At 38.4% G+C, this 12,892-nt stretch carries 10 protein-coding genes; 4 read left to right on the top strand and 6 right to left on the bottom strand.

What is annotated here, in order from left to right:
* Positions 1-61: 61 nt before the first annotated feature.
* From fabF to AOB46_RS08275, 6 genes are all read right to left on the bottom strand, one after another.
* Positions 62-1,303 carry a beta-ketoacyl-ACP synthase II gene (gene fabF, locus AOB46_RS08300; RefSeq protein ID WP_062698194.1) on the bottom strand — a complete coding sequence of 414 codons (1,242 nt, stop codon included), beginning with the start codon at positions 1,301-1,303 and terminating at the stop codon, positions 62-64.
* 68 nt (positions 1,304-1,371) lie between these two features.
* Positions 1,372-1,797, bottom strand: coding sequence for a PaaI family thioesterase (locus AOB46_RS08295; RefSeq protein WP_062698191.1), 426 nt, complete (start codon positions 1,795-1,797; stop codon positions 1,372-1,374).
* Positions 1,798-1,807: 10 nt separating this feature from the next.
* A complete protein-coding gene (locus tag AOB46_RS08290; RefSeq protein ID WP_062698189.1) occupies positions 1,808-3,076 on the bottom strand; it encodes an acetyl-CoA C-acetyltransferase in 1,269 nt (422 codons plus the stop codon).
* 11 nt (positions 3,077-3,087) lie between these two features.
* Positions 3,088-3,690 (bottom strand): TetR/AcrR family transcriptional regulator, encoded by a 603-nt coding sequence (locus AOB46_RS08285; protein WP_062698187.1) that lies wholly within the window; start codon positions 3,688-3,690, stop codon positions 3,088-3,090.
* A gap of 198 nt (positions 3,691-3,888) precedes the next feature.
* The gene (locus tag AOB46_RS08280) at positions 3,889-4,305 is read right to left on the bottom strand and encodes an OsmC family protein (RefSeq protein ID WP_062698185.1); all 417 of its coding nucleotides are present in this window, start codon (positions 4,303-4,305) and stop codon (positions 3,889-3,891) included.
* A gap of 91 nt (positions 4,306-4,396) precedes the next feature.
* Positions 4,397-5,257 carry a helix-turn-helix domain-containing protein gene (locus tag AOB46_RS08275; RefSeq protein ID WP_062698183.1) on the bottom strand — a complete coding sequence of 287 codons (861 nt, stop codon included), beginning with the start codon at positions 5,255-5,257 and terminating at the stop codon, positions 4,397-4,399.
* Positions 5,258-5,555: 298 nt separating this feature from the next.
* On the opposite strand from AOB46_RS08275, the gene AOB46_RS08270 reads away from it, so the two are divergent.
* From AOB46_RS08270 to AOB46_RS08255, 4 genes are all read left to right on the top strand, one after another.
* A complete protein-coding gene (locus tag AOB46_RS08270; RefSeq protein WP_062698181.1) occupies positions 5,556-6,434 on the top strand; it encodes an AraC family transcriptional regulator in 879 nt (292 codons plus the stop codon).
* Positions 6,435-6,847: 413 nt separating this feature from the next.
* Positions 6,848-9,745, top strand: coding sequence for a SusC/RagA family TonB-linked outer membrane protein (locus AOB46_RS08265; RefSeq protein WP_185113850.1), 2,898 nt, complete (start codon positions 6,848-6,850; stop codon positions 9,743-9,745).
* An 11-nt stretch (positions 9,746-9,756) separates the two neighbouring features.
* The gene (locus tag AOB46_RS08260) at positions 9,757-11,382 is read left to right on the top strand and encodes a SusD/RagB family nutrient-binding outer membrane lipoprotein (protein WP_062698178.1); all 1,626 of its coding nucleotides are present in this window, start codon (positions 9,757-9,759) and stop codon (positions 11,380-11,382) included.
* A gap of 188 nt (positions 11,383-11,570) precedes the next feature.
* The gene (locus AOB46_RS08255; protein ID WP_062698177.1) at positions 11,571-12,872 is read left to right on the top strand and encodes an MFS transporter; all 1,302 of its coding nucleotides are present in this window, start codon (positions 11,571-11,573) and stop codon (positions 12,870-12,872) included.
* Positions 12,873-12,892 lie beyond the last annotated feature (20 nt).

Here is a 12,892-nt window from a genome sequence, read left to right as displayed (position 1 = left end):
GAGTAATAAAAAATCCCTGTACTTTATATACAGGGATCAGAAAAATATTTTAAATTAAGAATCAGCTGAACTTTTTGAAAATTAAAGTGGCATTGTGTCCTCCAAATCCAAAAGCATTACTCAAAGCGTAATTGATCTTCTTTTCTTTAGCTTCACCAAAAACAATATTCACATCTTTCGGAATATTTTCATCCATCTTATGAAGGTTAATCGTTGGCGGGATAATTCCCTGTTCAACAGCTTTAATAGACAGAATAGCTTCAGCGGCACCAGCTGCTCCCAACAAATGCCCGGTCATAGACTTGGTAGCACTGATGTCAAGGTTTTTACTTCCGTTAAACAGCTTGCTGATCCCTTTCAATTCCACAAGATCCCCAAGTGGAGTAGAAGTGGCGTGAGGATTCAGATAATCAATGTTCTCAGCATTAATTCCGGCTTCATTAAGAGCCAGCTGCATTGCTTTAATAGCTCCTGCACCATCGGGATGAGGTGCGGTCATATGATAGGCATCAGCCGTCATTGCGGCTCCTGCAAGTTCTGCATAAATCTTAGCTCCTCTTGCTTTTGCATGTTCATATTCTTCAAGAACCAGAGCTCCTGCGCCTTCTCCCATAACAAAACCGTCTCTGTCTGCATCATAAGGGCGGCTGGCGGTAGCCGGATCATCATTTCTGGTGGACATGGCCTTCATAATAGAGAAACCTCCGATTGATGCCGGAGAAATTGCAGCTTCAGAGCCTCCACTGATTATTACTTTAGCTTTCCCCAGGCGGATATAGTTGAAGGCATCCATCAGGGCTGTATTTCCTGTTGCACAGGCAGAAATCGTGGTGTAGTTAATTCCCTGAAGACCAAACTTCATAGAAATCATTCCGGAAGCCATATTGGCAATGAACTTAGGTACAAAGAACGGGTTAAATCTTGGTGTTCCGTCTCCTTTTGCAAATTCCATAACTTCGCTTTCAAAGGTCCACATGCCGCCCTGTCCGGTTCCCCAGATCACTCCCGTATCAAAAGGGTCCATATTGGCAAGGTCAAGTCCTGAATCCTGTATGGCTTCTGCTGATGAGTACAGCGCATATTGGGTAAACAGGTCGCTTCTTTTTATTTCATTGTGGGTGAGATGAACTTTCGGGTCAAAATTTTTAACCTCACAGGCAAAATGTACTTTAAATTTCTCTGAATTAAAATGGGTAATGGCTCCTGCTCCGCTAACTCCGTTAATGCTGTTGTGCCAGAAATCTTCTACATTGTTTCCTAAAGGCGTTACTGCGCCCAGTCCTGTAATGACAACTCTTTTCATATATACGTATCTATCTTTTTAAAGGTCATAGATTGTCACCATCTTAAACCGGTGATGGTGATTTCCATTTAATTGTTAATTTTGAATAAGTTAGAGGTTCCTCTGGCAATAAGCCTTGTCTTTTCTGCGTTCCATATTTCGCATTGAGCATTTACAAACTGCCGTCCTCTTTTTATAATTTTCGTTTCGGCTACAATATTATCATTTTCTTTTGCGGTTGAAAAATAATCAATCACATTATTGATGGTGGTGATGAAAGAATTTTCATTCAGGGAGAACAGGGTTGCCCCGATGATATCGTCAATAATAGCTGCTGTTACACCGCCGTGAAGATTTCCGATCGGATTCAGCCATTCCGGCCTTACTGTATACTGAAATTCAAGATGTCCTTCTTCCGCAGAAATGATAACAGGGTTCAGCCATTTCATAAAAGGGGATGGCGACTGGCTGAATTCTTTCCCTATAAATTGCTGAAGCTGTGCTAATCGGTCCATATATTCTGTATTATTTTTCTATAATCATTGTAACACCCTGTCCTCTGGCAGCACAAATGGAGATAAATCCTTTTCCGCGTCCTTTTTCATGGAGAAGCTTGGCCATTGTAGCAATAATTCTGCCTCCCGTGGCCGCAAAAGGATGGGCAGCTGCAAGACTTCCTCCTTTTACATTCAGTTTCCCCCTGTCAATCTTTCCTAATGCTTTATCCAGACCGAATTTTTTCGCCAGATCATCGTTTTCCCAGATTTTCAGAGTAGCAAGAACCTGTGCGGCAAAGGCTTCATGAATTTCATAAAAATCAAATTCTTCAAGATTCATCCCTGCTTTCCTGAGCATTCTGTCAGCGGCAAAAACGGGAGCCAAAAGAAGATTTTGTCTGTTTTCAACATATTCAATTCCCGCAACCTCTGAAAAAGTAATATAAGCAAGTACGGGTAGATTATTCGCTTTTGCCCACTCTTCACTGGCCAATAATACAGCGGAAGCTCCGTCTGTAAAAGGGGTTGAGTTTCCGGCAGTCAGCGTTCCGTGCTGTTTGTCAAAGGCCGGTTTCAGCTGGGAAAGCTTTTCTAAGCTGGTATCACGGCGTAAATTATTATCTTTATCCAGTCCGAAAGCGGGAGTAATCATATCATCAAAAAATCCTTCATCATAAGCTTTGGCCATATTCTGATGGCTCTTTAAAGCCAGCTCATCCTGTTCTTCACGGGAAATTTCATAGTATTTTGCAGTGATTTCCGTATGCCCGCCCATCACCAGGCCGGTTTTGGGCTCCTGCCCTTTATAAGGAATGGGCATCCAGTCTTTAAGCCTGGGGCTCAATAACTGCTTTATTTTTCCCAATGCTGATTTTTCTTTATTGGCTTTCAGAAGAGCTTTTCTTAACCGGGGTGAAGATTCAAAAGGAATGTTGCTCATGGCTTCTACACCACAGGCGATTCCGCTGTCAATCTGACCTAATGCAATTTTGTTTCCGATATAAATGGCAGCTTCAATTCCTGTATCACAGGCCTGTTGAAGATCACAGGCAGGAGTTGCAGGATCAAGCGGAGTGTTCATAACAGATTCCCGGATGAGGTTGCTTTCGGAAATATGTTTGATAACAGCTCCTCCTGCCACTTCTCCCAGAAGCTTTCCTTGTAAATGGTACTGTTGAATCAGTCCGTTAAGGGCAGCTTCCAGCAATTGCTGATTTCCCTTATCTGCATAGGCTGTATTGATTCTGGCAAAAGGAATTCTGTTGTATCCTACAATAGCCACTTTTTTTGTTTCCATAATCTTTAGTTTTAAGATGGAAGAATAAGTTCTTGATCAATTATATGGGTAACTCTATCCAGTGCAAGGTTCAGGAATTTTTCATCGTCTGTTGTCTTGGAAAGTAATATTCCGCCTTCAATAATCATGATGAATAGGGCAGCATATTCTTCCGGATTGGTATCCGGATTGAGTTCCCCGTTTTTCTGCCCCAGTTGGATTACTCCTGAAATCTTATGGGTCCATATTTTAAAAGATTCTTTAACATGTTTTTTCAGTGCCGGAAAAGAATCATCTGCTTCGGTGGCTGCATTCATAAGAGGACAGCCCCCATTCGAGAAAACTGTACGCCAGTTTTTTCTGTAAAAAGATACAAATGCATAAAGTTTATCAATAGTTGTTGGAAATTCATCGCCGAAAGAGCGGCTCATAATCCTGCTGAGCTGGCTGGCATTGTACCGGTAAACTTCAAGAGCCACTTCGTCTTTATTCTCAAAATTCCCATAGATACTTCCTTTTGTAAGGCCTGTTGCCTCCGTAATATCTGATAATGAGGTAGACATATACCCTTTGGTGTTGAATAAAGATGCCGTTTTTTCAATAATAAACTGCCTGGTTTTTTCTGCTTTTGACATTTTATGTACTGTTTTCAGTACAAATATACAAAAATATACCAATCGGTATATTTTATTCTTGAATATTTTATACTCTGTAAATCTGCTTTCAGTTATAATAAAAAAATAAACCATTAAAACCAGTCAGAAATGGGAATTGCCAGGCACTTTCCTAAAATTTTCAAACTTAATTTTAATGGTTTAAAGTGGAGACTGATCTTAAGCTAAAGTTGCATTCAGTGTAATCTCAAAATTGAATGCAGCGCTTACCGGACAGCCTTCTTCTGCAATTTTAGCGTATTTCTGGAATTCTTCTTCCGAAATTCCAGGCACTTTTGCTGTTAAAGTCAGTTCAGATTTTGTTATTTTCCCGATGCTTGGGTCAAGGGTAATGACGGATGTTGTTTTTAATTCTTCAGGATTATAGCCTGCCTGGGAAAGCTCTGCACTTAGTTTCATGGTGAAGCATCCTGCATGTGCTGCTGCCAGAAGTTCTTCAGGATTAGTTCCAACCCCGTCGGCAAAACGGCTGTTAAAAGAATACTGAGTTTCGTTTAAAGTAGTGCTCTGAGTAGTTAAGTGTCCTTTTCCTTCTTTAATGGTACCGTTCCAAACGGCTGTTGCGTTACGTCTCATAATGTTTGTTTTTATTATTGATATTGAGTGTTATTTTTTTGATATGACAAAGGTATGGTGGTGAATGGATGAATTCAATAGAGAAAAAGCCTTAAATATTGTACTTTTTTCCCGAAGTGTAATTTTTTTTGAAATGTGCAGGAGTGCTTCCTGTTTTTTGGGTAAACAATCGGTTGAAATATGCAGGATCTTCATACCCCAGATGGTAGGCAATCTCCTTAACAGGTTTATCTGTATAGAATAATAATCTTTTGGCTTCCAGCAAGATTCTGTTAATGATAAACTGGTTGGGAGAATCCAGTCTGAGGCTTTTAAATTTGTGGGTTAAAGTTTTCGGAGCCAGATGAAGCAGCTCGGCGTAATCAGATACATTATGTTTCTTTCTGAAATGAATTTCAAGATGCCTGCTGAAATCCCTGAAAACATCCAGTTCGGTACCTGAAATTTTTAAGGTGTTATGATCAAGGTTTTGTTGTTTCCATTTTCTGGTGGCGCGGATGATGATCTGTTTTACATAAGTTCGGATCATTTCTTCAACAGACGAGTCTTTATATTCAAGCTCATCTTTTATATGCTGAAACAGATTTTTGATACCGAGTGATTCTTCAGCATCCAATTCAACAAACGGAATTTCAAATACATTATGGAATAAGAGCCCATCGCAGGCGACTTCCTTATCGTGAATCTGAATACAGTAAAAATCACGGTTGTAATATAATAATAAAGCCTCTTTTTTGCCTTTTTCAATCTTCAGATGCTGTCCGGTGATAAAAAATAAAGAAGGTTTTGAGGTTTTATAATGGCTGAAATCTATTGTTAATTCATAGCCCTCAGGAATGAAAAGAATTTTAATGTCAGATATGAAAGCATCACTGTGAATGGTTTCCAGATTCCTTTCCGAAAACACTTCAAGACCCAGTTTTTTATAATGATCTTCGAAAATAAGCGACATACAATTACTTTAGCCTAAAGATACGAAAAGAAATGAAGGAGGGAGGCGGTAGCCGGGATTTATTATTCTGTGTATAATTTGCAGCTATCATATGAGGCAGATTTACCTTCCGTTTAACCGATAATATTTCTACTTTTCCGGAGTGAGTTAAGGTGTAATTTTATCTGATAAGCAGGCTGTTTTCAAATTTTCAACAAAAAACAGATAAAAAATAAAAATTATATATTAGTTGATTGTTTTTTTATCAATTTTGTAAAAGTACTGTATTTGATTTATAACTTAATTTTTTGAGCCACCCATGAGCAAGTTAGAAAATATATTGAGAGAAATAACACCGTTATCTCCCGAAGACAGTTTTCTTGTATTTGACCGCATTAAGGCGTCGTTTGATTTTCCCTATCATTATCACCCGGAAGTGGAGATCAACTTTGTTTATAAAGGAAAAGGATACCGGCGGATGATCGGCGATCATACCGGGGAAATAGGTGATTATGAACTGGTACTGGTAGGGCCGAACCTGCCCCATTGCTGGGCAAATTACAAATGTAAAAACAGAAAAACCCACGAGATTACCATACAGTTTAATCAGGACTTTTTTAACCAGTCTATGATGGATAAAAATATTCTGAAACCCATCAGCAACCTGATGAAAGATTCAATCAGGGGAATTCTGTTTTCACCGGAACTGGCGGAAAAGCTGAAAGATTCATTTCTTAATCTCTCGAAGATGAGCAGCTTTGAATCTTTCATTGAAATCATGAAAATTCTGAATGAGCTGGCAACTGCAGAAGAAAAAACACTGCTGTCCTCGTACAGTATAGAGCTGGAAACGTTTGCTGATAACGATAAAATGAAGATCGTTCATGATTTTGTCCATAAGAATTTCGAAAGTAAAATATCCCTGAATGACGCGGCTTCACTGGTTAGCATGAGCAACGTAACTTTTAACAGGTTCATCAAAAAAAGAACAGGAAAAACTTTTGTGAATTATCTGAATGAAATCAGGATCAGCTATGCTGCGCGATGGCTGATGGAGAAAAATCTCACCGTTTTTGAAACAGCTTTTGAAGCCGGATTCAACAATATTGCCAATTTCAATAAGGTTTTCAAATCCATTAAAAAAACAACTCCAACAGAATTTAAAGAACAGTTCAAAGGCGTGAAAAAAATTGAATAACGGGATTAAAAGGTAAAATTATACTGCTGACTCTCAGAATCCGGATCATTGTATCCGGATTTTTTGCATTAAAATACCCGCAATTAGTTAAAATTCTACTAAAACAGGCTAAAAACATGTTGAAATTTATGATTTTATTCGTGTGTAATTTGTTGATGTTTAGGTATTAATGCATTGTTTTTAAACAGACCTGAAAAAATAATATCGTTTTATGATAAAATAGTGTTATATCTGGCTGTTTACAAAATTTAGATTTGCTAATGTGAATTAAATCTTAATCAAACTTTAAATTATTTGACGCTTTCAAAACATAATGTTGCGAAAAAAATACAATGTATTTGTTTTGGTTTTCAAAATGATATTTGAAGAAATGTAATTGATTCTCAAATAAATCTAAACTAATCCTAAACCTTATGAGAAAAACTGTTATACCGGTTTTATTAGCTATTTCTTTATCTGCTCATGCACAGGAAACTAAGAAGGCAGATACTGCTAAAACAACCAAAATTGAAGAAGTGGTTGTGACTTCTTTGGGGATAAAAAGGCAGGCGCGGTCTTTAACCTATTCGAGCCAGCAGATTGGCGGGGATGAACTTACGGAGGTAAAAACGCCCAATCTTCTCAATTCCATCAACGGGAAAGTTTCCAATGTGCAAATCAATAAAACCAATGGTGGGGTCGGTGGATCTGTGAGAGTGGTGATGAGAGGGGATAAATCCACAAGAAACAGCCAGCCGCTGTATGTTATTGATGGGATTCCTATTATCAATGGTGTCGGAGGTCCGAATGTAGATTTTTATGCTTCTATGCCGGATATAGGAGATATATTGAGTACTATAAATCCTGAAGATATAGAAAGTATTAACTTTCTGAAAGGAGCATCTGCTTCGGCTTTGTACGGGTCACAAGGAAGTAATGGAGCTGTATTAATTACGACAAAAAAAGGTAAAGCAGGAAGAAGCAATATAACCTATTCAACCAGTTTGACGATGGATAATGTATATGCTTTGCCTGAATTACAGAACAGCTATTTACAAATGATACCTTATAATCCTTCTGCAGGAGCAACAGGATCTATGCAAAGCTGGGGGGCAAAAGGAGAATCCAAAGATTATACAAAAGATTTTTTCAGAACAGGAATGACTTGGGTTAATAGCCTTAGTTTTCAATCAGGAAATGAAAAAAGTACCAACTTATTTTCCTTTGGTAATACAACGAATAAAGGGGTGATTCCAACTTCTTCTTTTGATCAGTATAACCTTAATTTCAGAAATTCCAGCAAATTTTTTGAAGATAAACTCACCTTGGATGTCAATGTAATGGCCTCTATGCAGAACACAAAGAATAGGCTTACTCCAGGTTCTTATTTTTCACCTCTGACTAATCTTTACTGGTTGCCAAGAGGGGTTAATTTTGATAATTTCAGTGGTGATAATTATACCTATTTTAATAAGGAAAGATATTTGCCGGCTCAAAATTGGTGGGCAATTGCTCCAGATGGAACCTTCAGCGTAGAATCTCAAAACCCATATTGGATATTAAACAGAAATGCTGTTACCACCAAAAATAAGAACTTTTATGGTTCAGCAGCATTGAGTTATGCTATTAATCCATGGCTGACAGCAAAAATCAGAGGGAATTACAGCTATTTTGATTCTGATACGCAGAGAAATGTTGCTGTTTTCTCATTACCGGTAATATTAGGAGGAAATAATAATGGTAAAATTTACAAAAACCTGTATGATAACAGATCTACTTACGGAGATGTTTTATTAAGCGGAAACCCACATATCGGAGATAACTTCACTCTGGATTTTACGGTAGGAGCAAGTATTAGTGATAAAAGAGCTTCTGTAACCAGTATCGAAAACAATTTATTGGTAGTACCTAATCAGTTTACCTTAAATAATTTGCAATGGACAGGGCAAAATGGGAATGGACAAAATTATATAATTACGGGTACAAGAAGACAGGATCAGTCCGTTTTCGCAAGTGCCAATATCGGATTTAAAAATAAGCTATATCTAGATTTGACTTTCAGAAATGACTGGTCGTCAACTTTAGCCGGATTAGGAAATGTTTCTTTCGATTATGAATCTGTAGGGGTGAATGCCATTCTCTCGGATATCGTAAAACTTCCGGATATGTTTAGCTTCTGGAAAGTAAGGGGATCCTATGCTATTGTGGGTAATGCTTTGGATCCTACATTTACCATGCCGCAATTAATTTTTAATGCAGGAAGCATTGTAGGGACATATAGTGCCTATCCTGTTGTTCGTGAGGGCTATGAACCACTTTACCCAAGACCTGAAGAAAATAAAACGTTTGAAGTAGGAACAGATATTCGGTTGTTTAAAAACAGAGCAAGATTTGATTTTACGTATTATAACTCCAATAATTCTCATCAGTATCTTCAGGGTATTGAGGCTTCCTCAGATCTTTCTGTAACTTTTGGAGGAAAACTGGATATTAATGCGGGGAAAATACGAAACACAGGATTTGAATCTTCTCTGGCAGTAGATATTTTCAAAAGGGAAAAGTTTTCATGGACATCAACACTTAATGTATCTGCCAACAGAAATAAAATTGTTGAACTTTTCCCTGCACAATATTTTAATGACTCCGATGAAAAACTTTTTACCCTGTTAGGAGGAGGATATAACAAATTGAAATTGGGAGGTTCTTTCGGTGATATTTATGGGAAAACTTTTAAACGTGATGGAGAGGGAAGGATTATTGTAAACGATAAGGGAGTTCCTTTATTTGATCCCGGAGCCGTAGACTATTTAGGTAATCCAAATCCTAAATTTATGCTTGGTCTTAATAATTCATTCAGTATTGGAAAGCTTAATATAGACTTTCTGATAGATGGAAGATTTGGCGGGAAAGTACTAGGATATACTCAGATGATGAATGACAGGTATGGGGTAAGTAAAGTAACTGCAGATGCCCGTGACAATGGTGGAGTTGCAATTAGTAATGCAGTCACCGAAAATGGGCAGGCTTATACCGGGAAAACGGATGCAAAAGAATACTACGAAGCCGTTTCTAATGTTGAGAAGGCATATATGTATAGCGGAACAGCTATAAGATTACGTCAGGCTTCAATTTCATATACATTTAATCTGAAGTCCGGATTTCTGCAGAATGCAACAGTCGGAGTAACAGGATCTAATCTTTTCTTTTTATACAAGAAGGCTCCTTTTGATCCGGAACAGGTATCAGGCGTAAACCCGGGAGGTGTAGGAGTAGATATGTTTGGTATGCCGATAACCAGATCTTTAGGTGTTTCATTAAAAGCAACTTTCTAATCTTTACAGTAATGAAAAATAAAATAAAAACAATATTAATCGGAGGATTGGTAACCTCTTCAATTTTAAGCTGTACAAGCGATTTTGAAGATATTAATTCTCAATATTCAGGTCTTGGAAGTGAGCAGCTGAATGCTGATTTTGTACAACTGGTAAATCCGCTAAAGCAGATGCAGAGAAATCTGGCACATCCTACAGATTGGGTTTATCAGCTACAAACCAACTTAAATGCAGATATGTATAGTGGTCTTTTTAGTACTGCTACAGCATATAACGGAGGTAAAAACAATACCACTTATTTTATAATGGATGGATGGAATGAAAGAATAATGATGACTCAGTTGGAAGATGTTTTCCAGCAGATTAAGAATTTTTCCACCGTTTCAGCAAAAAACTATGCAGGGATAGATTTCTCCCATTCATTAGCCGTTTTACAAATATTGAGAGTAATGGCTTCTCAAAAAGTTTCAGATGCACATGGTCCGGTAATATACAGTAAATATCTGACACCAAATCCTAATGGAATTACCGATGTTGACAGCCAGCAGGATGCTTATAAGTACTTTATTCAGGATCTTACGTCAGCAATTACCACTCTTCAGAAAAGTATCGGTACCGAAGACCAGTCAGTTCTTAAAAAAGGAGATGTTGTGTTTGGTGGAAATGCTGCTTCCTGGGCCCGTCTTGCAAATTCATTGAAACTAAGACTGGCTATGAGGATTAGTTATGCAGATCCAGTGAAGTCAAAACAATATGCTGAGGAAGCATTGAGTTCTTCAGCTGGTCTGATTGAAGCCAATAGTCAGAATGCATTAGTAAGTTATGGTGGTGCTTCTCCTTTATATAATATCATTTATTCATGGGGAGACTGCAAAATCGGAGCCCCTTTAATGGCTTATATGAATGGTTTTAATGACCCAAGGATTTCATCATATGCGAAACCTGCAGTTGATCCTACAGTGAGCGGACAATACATTGGAGTAAGGCTTGGGGTTGATATGGGAGGAAGTAAAGATCGTTATGGAAATTTTTCTCAGCCAGCAGCAGTTTCTGCCACAGGTGATTATTTTTCAAATTCCGATGGCAAAAACAAGATTATGACCGCTGCAGAAATCTGGTTCCTGAAAGCAGAAGCAGCCATCAGAGGCTATGCGGGAGCAGGAGATGCAGGAACAAATTACAATAAAGGTGTTGAAATGTCTTTTGCAGAATGGGGAAAAAGCTCATCATATGCAACGTATATTGAAGATGCCGTTTCTGTGGAGGCTCCCTATATCGATACTAAAAATGCGTCAAACAGTGTTCTGGCCGGAAGCCCGATGCTGAGTACCATTACCATCAAATGGAATAACGGAGATTCTTTTGAAAGAAAACTGGAAAGAATTATAACCCAGAAATGGATTGCCATTTATCCTGACGGTCCTGAAGCATGGGCAGAACAAAGAAGAACAGGTTATCCTGTTATTTTCAAAAATGTTCTTAATGACAGCCAGGGAACCATCAGTACGGATGCTATGATCAGAAGAGTTCCTATCCCGACCAAATATAGAAATAATACCCTGAATTATGCACAGGCTCTACAGTATCTGGGTGGCCCTGATACAGGAGGAACAAAACTATGGTGGGATAAAAAATAATACTTTTTCAGAAGCAATTATAAAGAAAACAGAAGGCCGTCTCGAAAAATAGATTTAATTTGGTTTTTTCATGCCGGTATAGAAAAATCTTTAACTTATCCGTTTTTAAGATTATTCTTTTTTAGTTTCGTTCAACCCGGAATGACACTTTTGAGGGGCCTTCTTTTCTTTAACAGTTTAGTTTGAATATGGGAAAAAATAATTCTGAGACACATTCAGTACAGCCTATTTTCTGGATATCAACATTATATTTTGCAATGGGAATCCCCTTTGTAACCATCAATGCTGTTTCCGGAATTATGTATAAAGACATGGGTGTTTCAGACTCACAGATCACATTCTGGACGGGGCTTATTATGCTTTCCTGGACGTTAAAGCCTCTCTGGAGTCCTTTTCTGGAGATCTATAAAACCAAAAAATTCTTTGTTCTTTTTACTCAGGCAGCTATAGGAGTGCTTTTTGCCCTGATCGCTTTAAGCCTTCCTCTTCACGATTTTTTCAGATACAGCATTGCCCTTTTTGCAGTTGTTGCTTTCTGCGGAGCTACACATGATGTGGTTGCAGACGGTACCTACATTGCTTTCCTCTCTAATAAAGAACAGGCAAGATATATCGGATGGCAGGGCGCTTTCTACAACCTCGCCAAAATTATCAGCAGCGGTGCATTGGTTTATTTCGCTGGTGTCCTGGAAAAAACAAAAGGAGTTACCCATGCATGGATGATCATTATGGGTGTATTTGCTCTTATATTTTTCGCTTTAGCAGCTTATCATTATTGGGTATTGCCGAAAGAACAGAAAAATGAAGAGGATAGAATAGAGAAAAATGCAGGAAATATCCGTAAAGAACTGCTGGAAGTAATCACCTCCTTCTTTACTAAACGGAACATCCTGTGGGCGGTTATGTTCATTATATTATACCGTTTTGCCGAAGGATTTGCCATTAAGATCGCTCCTTTATTTTTTAAAGCTCCTAGAGCGGCAGGAGGATTAGGACTATCCACTTCAGATATAGGTCTTATTTATGGAACATACGGTTCAGCTGCATTTATTTTAGGATCTGTGCTGGCTGGATATTTCATTTCTGCGAGAGGACTTAAAAAATCCCTGATCTGGTTATGCTGTGCATTCAATATACCGTTTGTGGTGTATGCATTGCTGGCCCATTATCAGCCGGAAGACCTTTTTTCAGTAGGCCTGGCGGTCGTAACAGAATATTTCGGTTACGGATTTGGTTTTGTAGGACTGATGTTGTATATGATGCAGCAGATTGCCCCCGGAAAACATAAGACTGCCCATTATGCATTCGCTACCGGAATTATGAATCTGGGAGTAATGATCCCCGGAATGTTCAGCGGAATGATCAGTGACTGGATAGGGTATAAAATGTTTTTCGTCTGGGTGCTTGTTGCCACCATACCGGCATTCATTGTCACCTTGCTGGTTCCGTTCCCATATCCTGAAAAATCCAAAGAAGAATCAGACAGTTAATAAATAATCAAAAAAATAAA

Origin of the sequence: Chryseobacterium indologenes (genome assembly GCF_001295265.1) — a bacterium.
GTDB classification, from domain to species: Bacteria; Bacteroidota; Bacteroidia; order Flavobacteriales; family Weeksellaceae; genus Chryseobacterium; species Chryseobacterium indologenes_A.
Note: the sequence above shows the minus strand (reverse complement) of the source record. Positions and strands in the feature narration are given on the sequence as shown.